Source organism: Methanolobus sp. WCC5, from assembly GCF_045690325.1.
Classification (GTDB): domain Archaea; phylum Halobacteriota; class Methanosarcinia; order Methanosarcinales; family Methanosarcinaceae; genus Methanolobus.
Map to the genome: position 1 here is coordinate 611,020 of NZ_CP146981.1, position 19,645 is coordinate 630,664.

Here is a 19,645-nt window from a genome sequence, read left to right on the forward strand (position 1 = left end):
ATAAAGGATCGAACATGAAGGATCAACTATAAAGATAGGTGCAACCTTGCCAGGAATTAACATGTATTAACCAGATATCACTGCCAGAGTTTCCTACCTGCCTTTTCTACCAGAGTTTCCAACCAGAGTTTTACCGGATATTCCTATTTCCTCTTTTTTGAAGAGAGACGATGTTCTGCTTTGCGGATACAATTGCTTTCATTTCCTTGAGAACCATTCCCATATCCTCTGTGCTTTTGGGTTATCAACATTGTCCACATGAAATGTCTTTCCTGATGGGGATGATAACACAGACGCATTTATAGTGCTCAGATCACTTCGACGCTGGAAAGGATTGGAGCTGACCTTAAGGGACTGGATGTGATTCTTCAGCATGAGGATATTATATCGTCCTATATTGCGAAAGCGAAAGGTCAGTTGCTTATCATCTATTGAAGTAGCAGCTGTCCTGTAACGTGAAAGCCCTAACAGGAACGCAGGAGGCAATAAAAGTGATCCCAGCCAGCCATATGGTAATAACTGCAGGGGCAGAACAATTATAATTGCAATTCCCAGTGTACGGAAAAGATAACGTTTTCTGGCTCTTTTTGGTACTGATACCATGGATACGGGCATTTTGTATTCAGGCAATATCCTTTCCAGAAAGGTTGGCAGTTCCCTTTTGTGCAAAATGGGACAGATTATGGTCACATGCTCCTGGTCCTGGAAGCCTCCGCCTCCAACCTCAGAGTTTATCGCACACAGTCCAAAAGGCTGCCTGAGCAGTCCTTCCTGTATTGACAAAGCCTGTATCCTGTTGATCTTTAAAGTGAATTCCTTCTGCTCTATCAGTCCCCATGAGACTTTCAGGTATTCATTCTGCCTGAGTATGCTAAAGCTGGCATATTTTACCATGTAAACAAGGATTGATGTCAACCATGAAAGCAGCAGCAATGACAGTAATATTACCACGATCAAAAGTATGTTAGTGTCACTTTTGGGGATCAGTTGTTCAATAAGAAGATCAGTAACATTTTCCGGTATATACGGGTAGAACTGGGAAAATATGGCTGCGATGAATGAAAACAACAACATGAACCTCCCGGAAGTGGCCCCGGCCAGAAAAGTGTTCCATAAAGGTACAACATAGCTGGCTGTTATTTCGTGTTCTGCTTGTTTTTCTGCATTATATCCTGTTTTATATCCTGTATCATTGTTTGTTTCATATCCTGTATCATTTTTAGTATCATAGCCTCTATTATATCCTGTATCATTTTCAGATCCGGCCTCAGATGCCGGGTTTTTTGTTTGCGGATATGTGGATCCCTTATCAGCAACATTGGATATGCCTGGTTTACTTTCTAAATATGATCTTATCCTTTGGGTTTCTTCCATTTCCACGGCTTTCAGGATTACCTCTGATTCCATTCCACCGCCAGCTGTCTCTATCCGGACAGTGGCAACACCAAGTAAACGCTGCAACAGGCCTGTACGGATGTTTACGGTCTGCACCCTCTCTTTTTTGATGGATCTTTCTTTTTTGAATATCAGACCCTGTTTTATGTGCAGGTATCCATCTTCATATCTGTAAGTATAGAGGTACCATCTTAATGCCGAAAGTGCAAAAGAAGCAATGAAAAGAACAGCTAATAACCCGATGTAGGGGCGCAGATCACCCCGGCCTGCATCCCCGTTTACCGATAGCAGGAATACAAAGACCGGCGGAAGCATATAGACAGAACTTCTTACGGCTTCCAGGATTATCATTACAGGATGCTGGCGTTTTATATCAGACATCTTCATCACTCACTCTGGCCAGAGCGGCTATCTCTCCCATAAGTTGTGAAGATCTTTCTTTTGAAAGTGCAGGTATCCGATGTTCCGTGGCAGCTGTTGATATCATTAATGTCGCGAGTCCGAAATATCGCATCAGCGGACCATACTCCGTATCTACATGCTGGACCCTGATCATTGGTATGAGAGTGCGTCTTATTATGAAGATACCGTGTTGGATATCTATCTCGTCTTCCCGGATCTCATAGCGCCAGAACCTTATCCGCAGCTGAGGTGCGATTATTGCATCCCATGTGGTGTAAAGCACAATAATCCCTATACCTATCCATCCCCATGCAGCAGGCAGGTGTGGGAAGATATCTCTTATCGTTACAAGATACACTAAAGGGATAAAAAGCAGAACAAATCCTTTGAGTATGCCGCCAAAGAACCAGGCTTTCAATGCCCGTGGATCGATCCGCTCAGAAGGTTCATTATCAAGCAATGTCTTTATTTCCTGTTTACTCTTTACTCAAAGAGCTATTTAAAAGGACTTAATGTATATGTTTACATATATGCTTTTTTCATGATCATTTTTCAGCAGGTGTGTTAATCCACACAAATCAGGGATGGAGCAGGTGCATTCCATTGATGGGGATCGATCAATGAATATTGGAACTGGATTTGATCTCAAAGGAAAGGATGTGATTTTTAAGCAAAAGACACCTATCCTATTTGGTGATCACTATCCATGATGGGAAAATTATTCTTTATTCTTGCAACTGCCACCTTTCTTGTGCTCTTCAGTGCGTGTGTTGAAAGACAGGTAACCGGACCGGAAGCATCCGGAGCAGATTTTGCCCGGGGTGAACATGAGAACAGGATCATTGGGAGTATAAGTGATACTCCGGCCGCCCTGGATGGGAAGATAGATATTCAGGGACTGGGGACCTTTTCCTTTGATCCGCAAGAGGTGAGGACCGTGCGTGAGGATATTTTCAGGGAGGGCTATTTCTCTATCTTTGATATCCTGGTCCACCTTGAGGAAAAAGGAGAGATAGAGATCGACTACTATTTTGATAAGGATATGAACACCTATGTGATAACCGATCTGAATGGTCATGAAAACTGGTGGTACGATGCCTATTACGATGGTGGCTGGCGTGAAAGAAGTGTTTTCCGTATGGATCACTATCCATACAAGGACAAAATGACAATTAACATGCTAAGGCAATCCGGGAGTTACCTTGATCCAATATATGAGACATATCGGGATGAAATAAGACGTAAGGAAGAGAACGGCGGCAAAACGATCATCCCTGAAGTGATCATTGAAGGCCAGCATGAGACCCTTGTCTTTGAAAACGTAGAGGTTTATGCCCATAACCTGAGGTCTGATATGTTACAGGATGGTGTTATAACAGCCATTGATACCATACTCACCCTGGGCGAAGAGGAGAAGATAAGCTATGATCTGCAGTGGTATGAGTCGATCGGCTCTGCAGGTGTTGTCAAAAGTTACTGGGTCGATCGTATCAACGATGATGTGAGTTACAGGCGTTGTGGTTTTGTATATGAGGCCGGTAACTGGCAATTTGAATTTTTCAAAGGTAATCACGTCCATATACCTTCGGATATAAGAGTGATAAACTCCCCGCAGTATCTGAAATATTTCCGGATATGCATCTGAATACGCATGAATTTGCCATAAAAGGTGCACCAAAAGGAAAGAACCGTTATGAGATAGATCTGTTGATAATGAATATTGACATGAGCAAAGTACTGTTGGTGGAATGTAAATGGCGGAACCTGGGAAAAAAGATAGCAAAGAACTTATCCGGATCTTAAAGGAAAAAGCAGGATATCTTACCCTTAAGGAAGGAACCAGGATCCGCTACGGAATATGTGCAATATCGGTCAATGGTAAGACCGCTCTTCAGAAAGAAGGGGTTTTTGTCCTGGACCTTGAGGATATAGGGAAAGTATTGGATAAGTCCGGGAAGTTCCATCTGTGATCAATTGATCGTTTGGTCCTTATAAGGTCAGCATATTAGTAATAATATAACATGCCGCCTTCGGTGGAACATATCTTGCAGGACCGTACTTATTCGTCAGGGCACTCTTCTGTAAAGATATAATATTATCAAACAACAAAATCCAATCAAGTGATTTCAGATAAAAAAGTTAATACAAGTAGTTATCTGGATCCGAACCTTATCAGATCTACTATTTCAACAATATCGGTAATTGTTAAATATCAGATTTTATCAGGCTTGCGGCTCAAGACCTTTAAAGAATAAATTCCAGAAAGGGTCTGTCTCAGGTTCGGTCAGTTTTGAAGTTCTGCCGTTTCTACTAAAGATCGAATGCTCCATCTTGCTATCAAAAACTCCAAGCTCAAAACTTTTAATACCAAGTTTATCCCATGCTCTGCGAATTGTCGAAACGCTTTGAGGCTCAACAGCAGCAAGTAAAGTTCCCTCACTGATAGCATGCCATGGATCAAAATTCAGTGCTTTTGCAAATTCCATGATATCAGCCGGTACGTCAACAGAGTCGATATCTACATTGACAGCTATCCCGGCAGCCTCTGCCATTTCATATACGCCTCCGAGAACACCACCTTCTGTTGCATCATGCATTGCATGTACCCCTCCTGCACTAAAAGCGCTAAGCGCATCTTCCACAACCGTTATTTCGGTCACACGTTCAAGACAGCTTTGAAGAGCCTCTTCCGTCATACTTCCGCTTATACGGTCTTTATAAAGAACAGACAGCAAAGCTGTGGCTTCTATTGCAGGTCCCTTTGTCATCAGCAGTACATCGCCGTCACGGGCTCCGCCGGGAGAGATCCAGGAGTCCTTATCGGCAAAACCCCACACGGTAATGCCTCCTACTGTAGGAATACTGACAGCGTCGTACCAGCCTGTATGTCCTCCTGCAATGCATATCCCAAGTTCTGCTGCTGCAGAAGAGATAGAACTGATTATAGTCTGAGCATCCTCGTCAGGACAGGTGGGTGGAAGCAGCAGCGTATATGTCATAAACTGAGGGTCTATACCGGTTACAGCAATATCGCTGGCGCCTATATGCACTGCAAACCAGCCCATTAGGTCAAGTGGAAGTCCCGGAGCAGGGAATATCGGATCTTCGGCAATGGCCATAACACTTCCGTCCTTCAATTCAAGCACAGCAGCGTCAAGACCCGGCCCGGGAGGGACGAGCAACTGAGCGCTTGATGCTCCGAAACTTGTCCCAAGCAAGGACTTCAGCCGGCTAGGTGAAGGTTTACCTACACGTACTCTATTCATGCGTTATTCTCCTTTTAAGTACGTATTCCACATCCCGGACCTTGCCTTTTAACCTTCCGGATGCACCGGCCCTGTCATCAATAGAGATATGTGTGAGAACGCGCGATGCGTGTGATCTCATATGATCGTGGCAGTCCATGATCACTCCCATGACCTTATCCGGATCACCTTCTATGGTAGTCTGCATTGCCCCCATAATATAATCAACGCCTGCAGCTTCAATTATCGGTACCAGTTCAGCTATCAGTTCTTTGAGCTCTTCTTTCTGTCCAATAGGTACAACTGAAAAACTTGCCAACATTAAAAACTTCTCCTTGTCAATGATATTTAAAAAGTTTCTGAAAATCACTTACTGCTTTCCCTACATCAGGTTCTGCAACCGTGGCACTTACTGCGCAGATCATATCAGCACCAGCTTTAATGACCTCATCTGCATTTTCAAGGGTTATACCTCCTATAGCTACTACAGGCAGTCTGCATACATTCCGCACATTCCGGATAAGCTGAATACCTGCAGGAGGGCCAGCATCTTTCTTTGTTGAAGTATAATAAACAGGGCCGACACCCAGATAATCCGCCCCCTCCTTTTCAGCCTGAACAGCTTCTTCAAGATCACGTACAGTAACGCCTAGTATTTTGTCCGGACCCAGCAGATATCTGACAACCTTAACCGGCAGATCATCCCGGCCAACATGCACTCCGTCAGCATCTATTGCAAGTGCGATATCAACACGATCATTTACGATAAATTTTGCATCTTTACACAAGCTTTTAAGTTCCCTGGCTTCTTTGTACAAAGATGCGGTTGTTCCCTCTTTTCTTCTGTACTGAATGATTTTTGCACCCGCCTTTGCTGCAGCCCGGACATCGCTTCTACTGCCGGCAAGACTAAGGTTTGCATCTGTAATAAAATAGAACCCTTTCATTAACTTCCTCCTTATTAAATATGCTAGAGATGTATGTTGAAACCTGCTTCCTGTTCCCATTGTAATAATATTATTTAAAATAAGTCCTGCACTTTTGCAAAAATATATCTTATTTAACCTTCAAAACCTGTTCAAAGCAAAATATAACAATACAGATTATTACTGAGTACACATTATCCCCCTCTGGAATCAATATGCAAGCTCCGGTTAAACAAGTGAATGCTCTCTCAACAATTGAAGCGGATACTGATGAGGCCACTCTTTTTGACCTTGTGGGACCTGAAGACTACCTTGAAGAGAAAATGGGGGCTAGTGGATGTCGTTTCAATGAGGGCTTTGCGTCTGATGATTAAGAGTTCCGTGCTGAAGGAAATGGTGACTGTATGAGATCGCCGTTACTTGCCATTGAAGATGTTGATGCCTTTGTCTGCCAGGAATGCGCAGAAGCATATTACACACCACAAACATCCAGACGCATAGACAAGGTTATGCAAAAGTTTTACAGATCATCTCTGCGTGTCCATCCGCTTGCTGCAGGGGAAGTCAGCCTTAACGAGACAGAGGGTTAAGAACTGCTGATCCTATTATGAAATGAACCGCAGATATTGATTCTTATCACATCTGCGTTACCTGCTAAACGACTGTTTAGCAGGCACTCAACTCCGTAGGAGGTGAGTGTATCCGTGTTCATCTGTGGTTTTAATTAATAGTGGACCGCTGATAAACGCAGATGCACACAGATATTGATTCTTCTCATCTGTGTTTATCTGTGTTCATCTGTGGTTTTAATTAATAGTGGACCGCTGATAAACGCAGATGCACGCAGATATTGCTTCTTGTCGTCCGTGTCTATCGATGGTCAGTAGACCATTCGCATCTCTGCAAGATCAACATATATTGATGATGGAACGCGCCGCATGCGGCGGGGTGGTTGCATTGTTACAAGATCCACCAAAGAGCATGCACCAAATCCCAGCAGACCGACCAGCGGACCCCCGGACAAGCGATCATTCCTGCCAGACCATACACCAGACCTACACTCCCACAAGCTCCCCCCATCAGCCAGGACTGCCGATCCTGAGAATAGCTCCTGCTATATACAGGAATATATCCTTTTTTCCAGTCTGCCCGGACCGACCCCGGCTTATAGTGACCAAAGCTTCAAACAGACAGATCACCACCATTGTCCCCTCTATTTATGTATAACACCGCAAATTATTCTTGTGACATTTTCACAAAACTTAAATATGTCCCCTGAGTTTAGTCAACGAAGTATAATTATACAGGCATACGATCTGTCTGCTGTGTCGGGTGAGTGAAAAATGGTGGTAGTGAACAGTCATTCTGGTCTTGGTATTCTTGTTACCGGCGGTGCCGGCTTTATCGGTAGTCACATGGTTGACAGGCTTTTGAACTCAGGTAACAAAGTTAGCGTTTTTGACAACCTCAGCTCCGGTAGTCAGGAGTGGAGTGGAAGAAGACTGTGAGGCGTTGTTTGAGTAGGGATCATATGAAAATACTGCCGGATGCTGATGCTTCGATAAAATTGACAAAGATAGGCCCGGGTTTATGGAACGATACGACTTTAGCTCTCTTAAAGATTTAAATAGGTACGAATATGGTGCGAAATTACTTGATTGAGAAAGTTGAAGCAGGTTTGGAAAGGATAATTATGCGAAGATATAGAGTAACAAAGAGTAGAAGAAGTGAATTTGAGAATCCGGTTTCAGTTATTAAAGGTGAATCAGTTATTTGTCTTGAAGAATCTAATCCAGATGGAGATTGGGCAGGATGGGTATTGTGTAAGATGAGTGATAATGAAGGTTGGATACCATACCAGATCATTGAACGTGAGGGATCAAAAGGTATAGTACTGGAAGATTATTGTGCAATTGAATTTGATCTGGAAATAGGTGAAGTGTTAATTATGGAGAAGGAACTGAATGGGTGGATATGGTGTTACAAGGAGGATTCACCTGATCTTAAGGCATGGGCTCCATTGAATTGTATTGAGCTAATTAATTAATTAATTAATTAATTAATATAATGACGATATTGGGTATTTCATTAAAGAACGTCAGCTATAGAGAAAGCAATAAGAAGAGGGAAAAAGAACAGCAAAAGACCATAAGGTCTTAAAGAAAGCCAGTATCAGGGATTGCCTTCACTTTTCTGTTCATTGGGACCAGCAGCACTACCTGCCCCGGATGGCCACCCCGGCATGATCCACAAACCAGCCCCTTTTAGGATCACCCCTCAAAACGACAGTTTATATAATACACATCTCACATTTCCCCATACTATCAGATGTCATACTGCCAGACCATACACCTGATCCACACTCCCGACACACTCCCACAAGCTCCCCCCATCAGCCAGGACTGCCGATCCTGCTGATAGATCCTGCTATATACAGGGATATATCCTTTTTTCAAGTCTGCCCGGACCGACCCCGGCTTTTAGTGAACCACAGCTAAAAACAGACAGATCAGTACCATTATCCCCTCCATATATATAACACTGCAAATTATTCTTGCGATATTTTCACAAAAATTATATATGTTCCCTGAGTTTAGTGTACCCAACGAAGTATAATTATACAGGCATACAATCTGCCTGCTGTGTCGGGTGAATGAAAAATGGTGGTAGTGAGCAGTCTTTCTGATCATAGTATTCTGGTTACCGGTGGCGCCGGTTTCATCGGCAGCCACGTGGCCGACAGGCTTGTGAGCATGAACAACAGGGTCACGGTATTTGACAACCTCAGCTCCGGCAGGATGGATTTCATAGCCCATCATCATGAAAATTCTTATTAATATCTATGGATGTAACTGAGCACTATCTGATCGAGGAGTACTCAAATGGCAGAATAAGTAAGGGAAAAGCTGCCAAGATGCTTGATATCAGTATTTATGAGATCAACGACCTTTTCGAAGAACATCGTGTTAAAGATAGTATTAGCTATGAGAACTTTATCAAAGGTATGGAAATTGCTGAGAAATACAGCAAGTTTGATCCTGATAAAGAGAAAAAGAAAGAATGATCATGTTAGTTTTAAACGTGATACATAACTCTGTTATAAGTCGATTCAGGCAGAGGGAGATGTCAGATCTGATTCTCCAGTTCGTCCAATAGATCCTGTATCAAAGGCTTTACTTCCGGGATGCCTTCCTTTACGCTGAGCCAGACAACTTCAAGGTTTACACCAAAATAACCATGGATCAGCTTGTCCCGACTGCCTGTCAGATCCTTCCAGGGAATTGAAGGGTAATTTTGCCTTATATCCTCAGGGACTTTCTTTGCTGCTTCACCAATTATCTCCAGGGCCCGTATCACGGCATATTGAGTCTTTATATCTTTTAGGAAATCCTCAAAAGTACAGCCATAGACAAAGTTTTCTGCTGCATCCATGGCATTGCAGATGTCCTGTACATAGTCCCTTATATCCCGAATGCTAATCCCTCATATGGCTTCAACTTCCTTAAGTATGTATTTTCCGATATTTGGTTTCAGTGCATTTTTCATGACAAGATCCACTTTGATCCCCAGATAATCGGAAAGGTAGTTCTCCAGATGAACGAATCTGAAAATAGTAGGAGTTTTGCTAAACTCCACCAGCACATCAAGATCACTTTCCGTAGTGTGATCTCCCCTTATATAGGACCCAAATAATCCTATGTAACTTACATTATATTGCTCTTTCAACTCCGGCAGTATTTCGCGGAGTTTGGTTCTGTATAGTTCAACATCTCTATTATCTGGCATATTTATCTCAGAAGGGACTTTATAAGCTAATGTTACTTTTATTGATATAAGTTGTTTGTCCTTTGCTGGAAAAGGCACAGATATTCAATAGAAGGCCAAAGGACTTAGGAGAGATGATAGTGTATTAAGCTTATCACTTCAGTGATGGATTTTTCGAAGTTTTTTTAAATCTGGCTCGTTGATAAGGAATGCGCAGAAGCATACCATACCCCGCAGAATTCCGGAGGCATAGACAAGGTTATCCAAAAGTATTACAGATCATCCCTGCGTGTCCATCCGCTTGCTGCAGGGGAAGTCAGCCTTAACGAGATAGAAGCTGAAAACTGCTGATCTTCAGAGCAGTTTTTTTTTGGACGCGGACTGCGCCGCCTGCTGTAGAACATATCTTATAGAACCATACCTATTCTCCAAGCCATTCTTCTCTGGATATATGGGCCTGTTTAAGAATTATTTGAAGCAGATCGGCAATGATCCTGTCTTTATGTGGATTGGGAATCGTCAGGATCAGGTCACCTTTGGTCATGAAAGTATGTTTTCCACCAGAGAAGGGACCCTCAAAACCGAGTTCCCTTAGTCTTTTCAAAAGGTTTCTCCGGGTGAGCGGAGCTAACTTAGACAACTGCAACTTCCCCGGGGTCCTCTATTACATGATTGCCGATCGGTGGAAGTGCAAGACCTCTCCTGAGCCTGAAGACTATCCACTCATCAATGACCTCTTCAAGGTTTCTGCGGCATTCTTCAAGGGTGCTTCCTGTTGCCCAGACACCATCAAGTTCCGGCACTTCACCATAATATGGCTCATCGTCCTCAATTATCTCGTATCTGGCTTTTCCCAGAGCTGCTCCGATGTATTCAATAAGCATTTGTAACACCTGATTGGATCTGTTTTTGCATATGGCTCAATGTAGTTATTGCTTTCATTGGTATATGAGAATATTCCTGCAATTTTACATGTGTTTTTCCATGGAGATGGAATGTGCTGCCTGCCACCGGAACGGATGCTTTTGTACAAAAACTGCGAGTATGCCTGTGTTATCTGCTAAGTTGAGTGCCTGCTAAACATCCGTTTAGCAGGTAACGCAGATGCACACAGATATTATTTATTCTCATCTGTGTCTATCGATGGTCAGGTGACCATTCCTGCCAGACCATATACCAGATCCACACTCCCAGAAAAACACCCCACACCCCTCCAACACAGCCCCACAACAAGACAACATCTAAGATCAACACCGTCCAATAGCCTCAAAAAGATCGATAAAGATGCAGGCATTCAGGTTAAGGATGTATCCGACATATTCCGGTGATAGTTTTGGTCTATTCTCTTCAAATCTCAGCGGCCTGCCAAAAAGAGATCAAACGATCGACCAGGAAGAATCCACATTTACTTCCATAGACCAGGAAAGATCGAATATGTTTTCTCAACATAATACCGAAATTGACCTAACACTAAAAAAGAGATCTTGTCCTTAAGTGCTTGAACTCTTTATATACTATTTCTCTTGAATTAAACTTCCAGGCATGCTGGAGAGATTCTAACCAGGCATAGAAAGCTATTAATACTATATTAATACCATGTTAATATGGTATTATGGTTAAAGCAATAATCAACATTGACGATCAAACCAACAGAGTACTGAACATAGTTAAGGCTAAGTATGGCCTGAAGGATAAAAGCTCAGCTATTGAACTTGTGACTAAACAGTATGAAGAAGAGCTACTTGGGCCGGAATTAAGACCCGAATATATAGAAAAGGCAAAAAGAATAATGGCTCAGGATGCTGTGGATGTCGGTACGGTCGATAACCTGAGAAAGAGATTAGGTATCTAATATGTACAGGCTAAAGATCAGGCCTGATCTTGAGAGAACGTTGAAAAAACTGGCTAAGAAGAATAAGAAACAATTGGAGATAATCCTTAGTAAAGCTGAAGAGATCGTTGAAAATCCCCACAGATATAAAAATCTGAGGTCACCACTGAACATGTGGAAGAGAGTACATATAGATAAACACTTTGTGCTTGCCTTTTCCGTGGATGATGAAAACAATACTGTCACACTTGAAGACTATGATCACCACGATGAAATTTACAAATAGGATGCCTGGGATGCGCAGAAGCATACCATACCCCGCAGAATTCCGGAGGCATAGACAAGGTTATGCAAAAGTTTTACAGATCATCTTTGCGTGTCCATCCGCTTGCTGCAGGAGAAGTCAGCCTTAGCGAGATAGAGGCTTAAGAACTGCGGTTAATGTTCAGTTTGTTTTTGTTTTGTGCTGCAAGCTGTGATGGAGTGTGCCGCCGGCGGCGTGTTGTTACTTTAATAATTGAATAAAACATCATCCAGGTCAAAGAGCATAAGTCCTTTCTCTTTCAGAGTATCCTTGTTCTCGATAGCTTTTGCAATGACTGCAAAATGTTCATTTCTTTCTTCATTGTACCAGTTTACGTATGATGCCTTTTCTCTGAGGTCTCTTGATATTATTTTTACGTCTTTTGTCGTTAATGTTTTCCATTTGCACTCAACAAACAGTATATCTTTTGATCTTTCATTTAATGCTACAATATCGATCTCATAGGTGTTTTTATTATTTTGTTCTTCCCGGACTTTTCCCCATTGCCTTCCAATTCTTTCAAAAGCAAAGGGCAATTTATCAGTATTGTTGAGATGGATCAGGTATTGCCGGGATATATCTTCAAAAACATGACCAAGATATTGGTTGTATGAATCACTTATTCTGGAACGTATCATATTCCTGTTTACTTCCAACAGTGATCTTGATGGATATATATAAGTGTACCAGAATTTCATAAAGTTGTCTGAAATAGTGTAGATAGAACCTTTATTTATATTTCTTGTACCTTTAAGGATAACAGGCCATTCCTTGTTTATGAAACCAAGACCCATAAGAACACGCAGATATTTTGGAATATTATTTACTGGTATATCAGTACTTTGAGAAATTTCAGAAACGCGGGTTTTGCCTTCGGATATAGCTTCAAGTATAAGTTCGTATTTGGTTGGTTCCCTTAGTTCTTCTTTCAACAGGAAGGTAGCTTCATCATAAAGAAAAGTGGCTCTGTGTAGTATGTTCTTATCAACATTCTCCATAAATGACAGGTCTTTTTCGAATTTGTTCAGATAAGCAGGGATACCACCAAGACAACCGTATATACGTACAAGTTCTTCCGGATCTTTTGCAGGGAAAAATTGTGCCATGTGAATGAACTTTAAAGGTTCTACCTTGATCTGTCCGTTTCGGCGACCATATAAAGGAGATCTGTAGCCAAGAACTTCATTTTCCATCATACCTATGCTTGAACCAAGAAGTATTAACATGACATTGGCATCCTTAAGGTACATATCCCAGGCAGCCTGAAATGCTGACATTGATGCTTTGCTGCCTTCTATAAGGTATGGTACTTCGTCGATAATGATCACAGGTTTTTGACTGGTCTGCTGAGTAATGAATTTCAATGCAGCATCCCATTTAGTGATCTTGGGCTGATAAATACCAAGCTGCTCAGATGTCTTTTCAAGAAAGTCCTCTACCTGATGCTCAAGGTCAAGTTTCTGGGACAGATAGTAGACAGACGGTTTTCCAGCCATGAATTTCAGGACAAGTTCTGTTTTACCAACACGCCTTCTTCCATATATTACGATCAGTGACGAGGAGTCCCGGGAGTATTCTGATCCAAGGAATTCTAATTCTTCAGCACGGTTGATAAACAGACTCATAATACTAAGTATTACGAGTCTATATTATATAGATTTCTGCTGGTTGATGAAATACAGTTAATTAACACTCAAAACGATGAGAAGATAAGAGATTACTGCAGAGTTGACATATAGTACAAATGTAACATGCAGGAACATGGATGTTCCAGATAAATATCTAAACTGATAACGTGATCGAAGTTGTTAACAACTCTTGTGTCATAGAAGAGTATCCGGACGCATAGACAAGGTTATACGAAAATTAATGAGTCTTCCCTGCCTGTCCATCCGCTTACTGCAGGGAAACTTAGCCTTAGTGAGATAAAAGCTTAAGAACTGCGGTTTTATTCTGAAATGAACCGCAGATACACGCAGATATTGCTTCTTGTCGTCCGTGTCTGTCGATGGTCAGGTGAACATTCGCATCTCTACAAAATTAACATAGAGTGATGATGGAACACGCCGCCTGCGGCGGGGTGGTTGCATTGTTATAAGATCCACCAAAGAGCATGCACCAAATCCCAGCAGACCGACCAGCGGACCCCGGCACAAGCGATCATTCCTGCCAGATCATCCACCAGACCATACCAGACCTGGACTGCTACAAGACTGAAGGATTTGGTACCAGCCATGCTTTTTTTGATTGTGCTCCCACATATCACTTCAGCAATTCTGTGAATTCCTCGACCATCAGCTCTGATACCCTGATCAATTGTCTTAGCAGGCCCGGTTTTAACTCTTTATGCTTGGAGACGGTCAATTTGATTTTAGAGCCTTCCTTTCTCAAAACAACGTGACTGCTTACCTGCCTGTGTGGAAGCCAGCCTGCCTTTGAAAAAGCCTTATTGCCTCTACGCCGGAGATTATAGGAAGCTTTGACATTTAAGCGATCACTTCAAGTATTTTGCAAGAGGGTCTGGTCATGCATGCAGATGCAGTTGGTTCACCTAAGTTACCCTTTGATCTGTCAATAAGCATTTAAGTGAAAAAGCCAATATGAAAGATGGTGTGATATGAGCATAATTGTCAAACTTAGCAGTGAACATACTATCACTCTTCCGGAAGAACTTATCAGAAAGATGCATTTTGCATCAAATGATGAGATACTGGTGCAGGTCGATGAGGATAAACTGGTCCTCTCAAAGAAAACCGACAGCTACACCAAGAAGCTTCGAGGCTTGCATAAAGAAGTATGGAAGGATGTTGACTCTGAGGAGTTCCTTAGAAAGGAAAGAATATCATGGGGCAAGGATGCCGGTAACTGATAAGCATTCAAAGATAGGCATTGATTCAATGCTTTTTATCTATCTCTTTGAAGACAATCAGTTTTTTTCGGATATATGTGCAAGTATTTTAGGAGAAATAGAGAGCGGAGTAAAAGAAGGAATAACTTCCTCGATCACGCTTCTGGAAATACTTGTCAAACCCAGGATTGATGGCAATGTGGCGGCAGTTGAAGATTATAAGAATATTCTGATCGATTTCCCGAATCTTGAAATTATTGATGTGAGTGTGCAGATAGCAGATATTGCTTCGGCACTCCGTGCGAAGTATTCTATAAAGACCCCGGATGCCATTCAGGTTGCAACTGCCATAAAAGAAGGATGCACTTCCTTTATCACAAATGATTATGCTCTTAAGAAGATAGATGAGATAGAGGTCATTATTTTAAGGGATCTTTATAGTGTATAATTAAAACCAACTATTCAGCCCGGACAGATCAATATCTATTGCTATGTTTATGTTTAGAGTCCATACGCATCACAGTAATCAATTGATCCGTATGTTTAATGGACCATCATTGCTTATACTTTTTGTGGAAGTGGTTGGTTGTTGTGGTAGCGGAACGCACCGCCTGCCACCGGAACGGATGCTTTTGTACAAAGAACTGCGAGTATGCCTGTGTTACCTGTTAAATGAATGTTGAGCAGGCACTCAACTTTGCAGGAGGTTAGTGTATCTTTGTTCATCTGTGGTTTCTTTTAAAATATGAACCGCAGATAAACGCAGATGCACGCAGATTTTTGTTTATTCTCATCCGTGTTTATCCGTGTTCATCTGTGGTTTCTTTTAAAATATGAACCACAGATAAACGCAGATATTATTTATTCTCATCTGTGTTTATCCGTGTTCATCTGTGGTTTCTTTCAAACCTTAACTCTGCTCATTTAGGGAATAAGTCTATATTCAGCTTCTTTCCTAAATCCTCTATCTTTTTTGGTACTTCTGTCAGCATCATTTGTCCATCTATATCCATCATATAGACTTTACCGAACATTTCAATCAAATCTCTTGGTGAATACTTTTTAGTCAATGAAGCACCCCGTATGTAATTCTCAATCTTTGCATAGCCATAAAGTGACAGGAACGATATGAATAAATGACCGAATAGAGATTCGTTATCCTGGAGATAGATCTTGTCCGCCTCAAGAAGGTTTTTGTACGTATCATAATGCTTTTCGACACAATCTCTTTTCTTATACATCAGAAAGATATCTTCACATTCCATATCCAGGTTTGAGATCAGTAAGATCCTCCCTGCTTTTTTGAGGCTTTCGTTAAATTCCTCTTCAGTTATCTTCTTTTCATCATAACGTTTGTAGAGGGTATATTCTTCTTCCTTTCTCAGCTCATTATCCTCAAACAGATAAAGAAAAGTTTCATCTTCTTCCCATTTCCCACTTTTGATAAGGCGTTCATGGTAGAAGAAATGCGCATTAAGTTCCATTGGCTTGTTGTAAAGGACACTATTTCTCCTTGTGGGGATGACAAATGTCAATTTTTGTTTCTTCAATATTTTCACTGAAGTCTTTGAACAAAATCCTCTATCAAGGATAAGCGTCTTGTCTTCAACTCCAACTTCCTGAATGGATAATGCAAGTGATTTAACATCCCTAACTGATCCGGGAAGGATTCTCATCATTGTTGGCAAATTCTCATTTGCCGTGCATAGCAGTGCAAAGTTTATTTGAGGGATATAGAAGTGCTCTTTATTGTATCCTTTTTCAGCAAAGTTGATTCCTTCTGAACGAGTAAATATTGCACTGAGGTCATAAACAAGATGTTTATCCTTACTTGATAACTCTCTGAAGATATCATTTTGTGCTTTGCGATTTACTCCTACTTCTTTGAGAACCTTAGATAGGTTCTTAGGAGTCATCGAAGGTTGCATATCTACTACAGGATAGAGTTTTTCCCAGACAACACCTGCTCTTTTAAGTGGTACATGACCTGTTATGCGCACAAGTGCAAGGGCGTATATCTCTTCCCATATTTCGCCAAAAGCATTCTGCAGTGGTGCAATAAGATCCTCCATTGCAGTATGAAGTAGTGAAGAGTTTCCATATTCCCATAGTGAGCGAACTCTTTTGTTGGATATGACTGTTTTCTGGCTATCTATTAAACCCTTGTCTTTGTCCAGTTTCCCCAGATATGTTGAGGTCTTTCTGCGTTTCTTTAATTCTTTGTCCCAGTAAGTGGTTGATCGATAGACATAGTACCCTTTACTAAAGGTTTTAATCTCCAACCCCTTTTCCCCAAGCTTGCGCTGCTCGGTTAACCAGTTATGTGCCCATTCTCCCATTATTCCCTATAGGGTTTACATTGTACATATAGATTTTGCCTTGTTGAAATACAAAATTTCTAATTCAATAAGGAACATTATCATAAAAATATAGAAGATAAACATAGTTCGCAACTACTACATGAAAGATAGTGAGAAGAAGAAACAGCATTAGTAGCAATGATTGAAAAGAAAGTTACTCCCTAAAATAGGCGGAGTTAAGGTTTCAAAATATGAACCGCAGATAAACGCAGATGCACGCAGATTTTTGTTTATTCTCATCCGTGTTTATCCGTGTTCATCTGTGGTTTCTTTCAAAATATGAACCGCAGATAAACGCAGATGCACGCAGATTTTTGTTTATTCTCATCCGTGTTTATCCGTGTTCATCTGTGGTTTCTTTTAAAATATGAACCACAGATAAACGCAGATGCACGCAGATTTTTGTTTATTCTCATCCGTGTTTATCCGTGTTCATCTGTGGTTTCTTTTAAAATATGAACCACAGATAAACGCAGATGCACGCAGATATTATTTATTCTCATCTGTGTTTATCCGTGTTCATCTGTGGTTTCTTTCAAAATATGAACCGCAGATAAACGCAGATGCACGCAGATTTTTGTTTATTCTCATCCGTGTTTATCCGTGTTCATCTGTGGTTTCTTTTAAAATATGAACCGCAGATAAACGCAGATGCACGCAGATATTATTTATTCTCATCCGTGTTTATCCGTGTTCATCTGTGGTTTTATTTCACATTGGACCGCAGATACACACAGATGCACGCAAATATTGCTTCTTGTCGTCCGTGTCTGTCGATGGTCAGGTGACCATTCGCATCTCTGCAAGATCAACATATATTCATGATGGAACGCGCCGCCTGCGGCGGGGTGGTTGCATTGTTACAAGATCCACCAAAGAGCATGTACCAGATCTCATTTTTCTAACACTAAAAAAAGAGTTTTTAAATAAAATAAAGGTCTTGACCGTTTTCACCGCCCCAAATACCCGCTGTGGATTTTTATATAATCTTCAAAATTCACCCTGCCATATTGTCATCGCTATAATTGATCCAACCATCAATTAATAATTATTAATAAAAGTAAAAACTTTTTTTATATATTATTTACTTATTCTTAAATAAGAAAAACGGAGAAGACCAATGGATTTTAAGCTTGCAAAAATGATATATATGAATATGTCATTTTTAGTTATCATTTGGTATCAATAAAATACTACCTGATACATATAGGAGGATTACGATATGAACAAAGCAGAATCAATAAACAGACCAGAACGTTCGCCTACGTTGAACACAATAAAGATGGTAGAAAACACCCTGCAAGAGATGGATGAAAGCGTTACGTCTGTCGCGGAGTTAAAGCGCCATTTACCTCGACAGATCAATCATACCACCCTGAAGACTATTCTGGAGTACCTTGAAGAAAGCAACAAGATCGCAATAAGCATCAAAGGCATTACCTGGATACATAATAACAATCGAGACTTAAACAAAGCAGTCTCCAGAGGCATTCAATTATGAAAGAGGTTCGGGTAGTCCTTATCGATGAGGCAATTCTCAAATACCAATCCTTAAAAGAAAGGGCATCCGAATCCAAAAAGGAAATGGCGATCCTTGAATCTGTCAGAAACAAAGCAGACATCATCAAAAAAGATATTCATTATGGTGATCCTGTCAGCAAAAAACTAATCCCTAACACATATCGTAAGAAATATGATATCAGGAATTTATTTAGAGTTGAGCTGCCTTATTTTTGGAGATTACTATATACTCTGAAAAACGATCCGGAGACAAATGACTCAATTGTTGCGATTGTCATAGATATTGTTGATCACAGCGAATATAACAAACTGTTTGGTTATCAGAACAGATAGACTCCTGTTGCGACATCTATCTGCCCCTTACTGGTTATCGTTACAGTCCTTATATCTAAAATCGACATTAATATTTCCCTCTTGCATCTTACATGTAAGATGAATAATCTATTATTAGATAGTGTTTGTTAATCTTCCGCAGACCAATTGCTATTATGCATAGTTATCCATGTTTCCTTGAGATATCAGAGGTCCACTCAACAATGGAAAAATACCTCTCATCAAAGAGATCTGCAACGCACCTCTCAAAGTCATCCCCCTTTTCAGTGCAGTCATCTTCAGTCAATACATCCATAATCCTTTCAATTTTGCCTGAAATGCTCATAAGTCTACATTATTATTTTAAATATAAATATATTTTTATTAGATACCGGGACCGACCCCGTCTCCGTCTTATAGTGATCCACAGCCTAAAACAGACAGATAGCCACCATTATCCCCTCCATTTGTATATAACACCACAAATTATTCTTGCGACATTTTCACAAAAATTATATATGTTCCCTGAGTTTAGTGTACCCAACGAAGTATAATTATACAGGCATACGATCTGCCTGCTGTGTCGGGTGAATGAAAAATGGTGGTAGTGAGCAGTCTTTGCGATCTTAGTATTCTGGTTACCGGTGGCGCCGGCTTCATCGGCGGCCATGTGGTTGACCGGCTTTTGAACTCAGGTAGCAAAGTTACCGTTTTTGACAACCTCAGCTCCGGCATT

The 19,645-nt window shown here is 41.1% G+C and carries 30 protein-coding genes and 2 pseudogenes; 16 read left to right on the forward strand and 16 right to left on the reverse strand.

Features of this window, described 5'->3' with window-relative positions:
* Positions 1–198 precede the first annotated feature (198 nt).
* A complete protein-coding gene (locus V7O64_RS02855) occupies positions 199–1,782 on the reverse strand; it encodes a PH domain-containing protein (RefSeq protein WP_407356528.1) in 1,584 nt (527 codons plus the stop codon).
* Positions 1,769–2,257: a PH domain-containing protein gene (locus tag V7O64_RS02860; protein WP_407356529.1), complete on the reverse strand. Its 489-nt coding sequence runs from the start codon at positions 2,255–2,257 to the stop codon at positions 1,769–1,771. The genes V7O64_RS02855 and V7O64_RS02860 overlap by 14 nt, the downstream gene beginning before the upstream one ends.
* 246 nt (positions 2,258–2,503) lie before the next feature.
* Between V7O64_RS02860 and V7O64_RS02865 the strand changes: the two genes are divergently transcribed.
* Genes V7O64_RS02865 through V7O64_RS02875 form a run of 3 tightly spaced genes read left to right on the forward strand, consistent with a single transcriptional unit; the run spans position 2,504 to position 3,767 of the window.
* On the forward strand, positions 2,504–3,442 hold the full coding sequence (locus tag V7O64_RS02865) for a hypothetical protein (protein ID WP_407356530.1): 939 nt from the start codon (positions 2,504–2,506) through the stop codon (positions 3,440–3,442).
* Positions 3,433–3,600, forward strand: a complete 168-nt coding sequence (locus V7O64_RS02870) for a DUF234 domain-containing protein (protein WP_407356531.1) — start codon at positions 3,433–3,435, stop codon at positions 3,598–3,600. The genes V7O64_RS02865 and V7O64_RS02870 overlap by 10 nt, the downstream gene beginning before the upstream one ends.
* Positions 3,552–3,767 carry a hypothetical protein gene (locus V7O64_RS02875; protein ID WP_407356532.1) on the forward strand — a complete coding sequence of 72 codons (216 nt, stop codon included), beginning with the start codon at positions 3,552–3,554 and terminating at the stop codon, positions 3,765–3,767. Before V7O64_RS02870 ends, V7O64_RS02875 begins: the two co-directional genes overlap by 49 nt.
* Before the next feature lie 252 nt (positions 3,768–4,019).
* On the opposite strand, the gene V7O64_RS02880 is transcribed toward V7O64_RS02875, so the two are convergent.
* The 3 genes from V7O64_RS02880 to thiE are packed head-to-tail and all read right to left on the reverse strand — an operon-like array spanning position 4,020 to position 5,989.
* Positions 4,020–5,063 (reverse strand): AIR synthase family protein, encoded by a 1,044-nt coding sequence (locus tag V7O64_RS02880; protein ID WP_407356533.1) that lies wholly within the window; start codon positions 5,061–5,063, stop codon positions 4,020–4,022.
* Complete coding sequence (locus V7O64_RS02885) at positions 5,056–5,364, reverse strand: MTH1187 family thiamine-binding protein (RefSeq protein WP_407356534.1); 309 nt, start codon at positions 5,362–5,364, stop codon at positions 5,056–5,058. The genes V7O64_RS02880 and V7O64_RS02885 overlap by 8 nt, the downstream gene beginning before the upstream one ends.
* A gap of 16 nt (positions 5,365–5,380) precedes the next feature.
* On the reverse strand, positions 5,381–5,989 hold the full coding sequence (gene thiE, locus V7O64_RS02890; protein WP_407356535.1) for a thiamine phosphate synthase: 609 nt from the start codon (positions 5,987–5,989) through the stop codon (positions 5,381–5,383).
* Between the two features lie 194 nt (positions 5,990–6,183).
* Between thiE and V7O64_RS02895 the strand changes: the two genes are divergently transcribed.
* Together V7O64_RS02895 and V7O64_RS02900 are read left to right on the forward strand one after the other, a co-directional pair.
* Entirely contained in the window at positions 6,184–6,342 is a 159-nt protein-coding gene (locus V7O64_RS02895) for a hypothetical protein (RefSeq protein ID WP_407356536.1), read from the forward strand.
* A gap of 30 nt (positions 6,343–6,372) precedes the next feature.
* Positions 6,373–6,558 carry a YgiT-type zinc finger protein gene (locus V7O64_RS02900; protein ID WP_407356537.1) on the forward strand — a complete coding sequence of 62 codons (186 nt, stop codon included), beginning with the start codon at positions 6,373–6,375 and terminating at the stop codon, positions 6,556–6,558.
* Positions 6,559–6,848: 290 nt separating this feature from the next.
* On the opposite strand, the gene V7O64_RS02905 is transcribed toward V7O64_RS02900, so the two are convergent.
* Positions 6,849–7,037, reverse strand: coding sequence for a hypothetical protein (locus V7O64_RS02905; RefSeq protein ID WP_407356538.1), 189 nt, complete (start codon positions 7,035–7,037; stop codon positions 6,849–6,851).
* Between the two features lie 10 nt (positions 7,038–7,047).
* On the reverse strand, positions 7,048–7,173 hold the full coding sequence (locus V7O64_RS02910; RefSeq protein ID WP_407356539.1) for a hypothetical protein: 126 nt from the start codon (positions 7,171–7,173) through the stop codon (positions 7,048–7,050).
* A gap of 138 nt (positions 7,174–7,311) precedes the next feature.
* Between V7O64_RS02910 and V7O64_RS02915 the strand changes: the two are divergent.
* From V7O64_RS02915 to V7O64_RS02930, 4 genes and pseudogenes are all read left to right on the forward strand, one after another.
* Positions 7,312–7,458 (forward strand): annotated as a pseudogene (locus tag V7O64_RS02915) (NAD-dependent epimerase/dehydratase family protein); the annotation flags it as partial.
* 164 nt (positions 7,459–7,622) lie between these two features.
* The gene (locus V7O64_RS02920; protein ID WP_407356540.1) at positions 7,623–8,015 is read left to right on the forward strand and encodes a hypothetical protein; all 393 of its coding nucleotides are present in this window, start codon (positions 7,623–7,625) and stop codon (positions 8,013–8,015) included.
* 613 nt (positions 8,016–8,628) lie between these two features.
* Entirely contained in the window at positions 8,629–8,805 is a 177-nt protein-coding gene (locus tag V7O64_RS02925) for an NAD-dependent epimerase/dehydratase family protein (protein ID WP_407356541.1), read from the forward strand.
* A 5-nt stretch (positions 8,806–8,810) separates the two neighbouring features.
* Positions 8,811–9,032 (forward strand): hypothetical protein, encoded by a 222-nt coding sequence (locus tag V7O64_RS02930; RefSeq protein ID WP_407356542.1) that lies wholly within the window; start codon positions 8,811–8,813, stop codon positions 9,030–9,032.
* 62 nt (positions 9,033–9,094) lie between these two features.
* On the opposite strand, the gene V7O64_RS02935 is transcribed toward V7O64_RS02930, so the two are convergent.
* From V7O64_RS02935 to V7O64_RS02950, 4 genes are all read right to left on the reverse strand, one after another.
* Positions 9,095–9,400, reverse strand: coding sequence for a DUF86 domain-containing protein (locus V7O64_RS02935; protein WP_407356543.1), 306 nt, complete (start codon positions 9,398–9,400; stop codon positions 9,095–9,097).
* Between the two features lie 51 nt (positions 9,401–9,451).
* Positions 9,452–9,754, reverse strand: coding sequence for a nucleotidyltransferase family protein (locus tag V7O64_RS02940; protein WP_407356544.1), 303 nt, complete (start codon positions 9,752–9,754; stop codon positions 9,452–9,454).
* A 400-nt stretch (positions 9,755–10,154) separates the two neighbouring features.
* Positions 10,155–10,337 (reverse strand): type II toxin-antitoxin system HicA family toxin, encoded by a 183-nt coding sequence (locus tag V7O64_RS02945; protein ID WP_407356545.1) that lies wholly within the window; start codon positions 10,335–10,337, stop codon positions 10,155–10,157.
* Between the two features lie 28 nt (positions 10,338–10,365).
* The gene (locus V7O64_RS02950; RefSeq protein WP_407356546.1) at positions 10,366–10,617 is read right to left on the reverse strand and encodes a type II toxin-antitoxin system HicB family antitoxin; all 252 of its coding nucleotides are present in this window, start codon (positions 10,615–10,617) and stop codon (positions 10,366–10,368) included.
* 728 nt (positions 10,618–11,345) lie between these two features.
* Between V7O64_RS02950 and V7O64_RS02955 the strand changes: the two genes are divergently transcribed.
* The gene (locus V7O64_RS02955; RefSeq protein ID WP_407356547.1) at positions 11,346–11,585 is read left to right on the forward strand and encodes a DUF2683 family protein; all 240 of its coding nucleotides are present in this window, start codon (positions 11,346–11,348) and stop codon (positions 11,583–11,585) included.
* Position 11,586: 1 nt separating this feature from the next.
* On the forward strand, positions 11,587–11,850 hold the full coding sequence (locus tag V7O64_RS02960) for a type II toxin-antitoxin system RelE family toxin (RefSeq protein ID WP_407356548.1): 264 nt from the start codon (positions 11,587–11,589) through the stop codon (positions 11,848–11,850).
* 224 nt (positions 11,851–12,074) lie between these two features.
* Here V7O64_RS02960 and V7O64_RS02965 read toward each other — a convergent pair whose 3' ends face one another.
* The 3 genes from V7O64_RS02965 to V7O64_RS02975 form a co-directional block, all read right to left on the reverse strand.
* On the reverse strand, positions 12,075–13,493 hold the full coding sequence (locus V7O64_RS02965; RefSeq protein WP_407356549.1) for an ATP-binding protein: 1,419 nt from the start codon (positions 13,491–13,493) through the stop codon (positions 12,075–12,077).
* Positions 13,494–13,960: 467 nt separating this feature from the next.
* On the reverse strand, positions 13,961–14,104 hold the full coding sequence (locus tag V7O64_RS02970; protein WP_407356550.1) for a hypothetical protein: 144 nt from the start codon (positions 14,102–14,104) through the stop codon (positions 13,961–13,963).
* 26 nt (positions 14,105–14,130) lie between these two features.
* Entirely contained in the window at positions 14,131–14,259 is a 129-nt protein-coding gene (locus tag V7O64_RS02975; protein ID WP_407356551.1) for a hypothetical protein, read from the reverse strand.
* Positions 14,260–14,485: 226 nt separating this feature from the next.
* On the opposite strand from V7O64_RS02975, the gene V7O64_RS02980 reads away from it, so the two are divergent.
* Together V7O64_RS02980 and V7O64_RS02985 are read left to right on the forward strand one after the other, a co-directional pair.
* The gene (locus V7O64_RS02980) at positions 14,486–14,737 is read left to right on the forward strand and encodes an AbrB/MazE/SpoVT family DNA-binding domain-containing protein (protein WP_407356552.1); all 252 of its coding nucleotides are present in this window, start codon (positions 14,486–14,488) and stop codon (positions 14,735–14,737) included.
* On the forward strand, positions 14,724–15,164 hold the full coding sequence (locus tag V7O64_RS02985) for a type II toxin-antitoxin system VapC family toxin (RefSeq protein ID WP_407356553.1): 441 nt from the start codon (positions 14,724–14,726) through the stop codon (positions 15,162–15,164). Before V7O64_RS02980 ends, V7O64_RS02985 begins: the two co-directional genes overlap by 14 nt.
* A 472-nt stretch (positions 15,165–15,636) precedes the next feature.
* On the opposite strand, the gene V7O64_RS02990 is transcribed toward V7O64_RS02985, so the two are convergent.
* Positions 15,637–17,055, reverse strand: a complete 1,419-nt coding sequence (locus tag V7O64_RS02990; RefSeq protein WP_407356554.1) for a transposase — start codon at positions 17,053–17,055, stop codon at positions 15,637–15,639.
* A gap of 1,243 nt (positions 17,056–18,298) precedes the next feature.
* Here V7O64_RS02990 and V7O64_RS02995 point away from each other — a divergent pair.
* Together V7O64_RS02995 and V7O64_RS03000 are read left to right on the forward strand one after the other, a co-directional pair.
* Positions 18,299–18,577, forward strand: coding sequence for a hypothetical protein (locus tag V7O64_RS02995; protein ID WP_407356555.1), 279 nt, complete (start codon positions 18,299–18,301; stop codon positions 18,575–18,577).
* On the forward strand, positions 18,574–18,930 hold the full coding sequence (locus V7O64_RS03000; RefSeq protein WP_407356556.1) for a hypothetical protein: 357 nt from the start codon (positions 18,574–18,576) through the stop codon (positions 18,928–18,930). Before V7O64_RS02995 ends, V7O64_RS03000 begins: the two co-directional genes overlap by 4 nt.
* Positions 18,931–19,093: 163 nt before the next feature.
* Here V7O64_RS03000 and V7O64_RS03005 read toward each other — a convergent pair whose 3' ends face one another.
* On the reverse strand, positions 19,094–19,255 hold the full coding sequence (locus V7O64_RS03005; protein WP_407356557.1) for a hypothetical protein: 162 nt from the start codon (positions 19,253–19,255) through the stop codon (positions 19,094–19,096).
* 252 nt (positions 19,256–19,507) lie between these two features.
* Here V7O64_RS03005 and V7O64_RS03010 point away from each other — a divergent pair.
* A pseudogene (locus V7O64_RS03010) lies at positions 19,508–19,642 on the forward strand (NAD-dependent epimerase/dehydratase family protein); the annotation flags it as partial.
* Between the last annotated feature and the right edge of the window lie 3 nt (positions 19,643–19,645).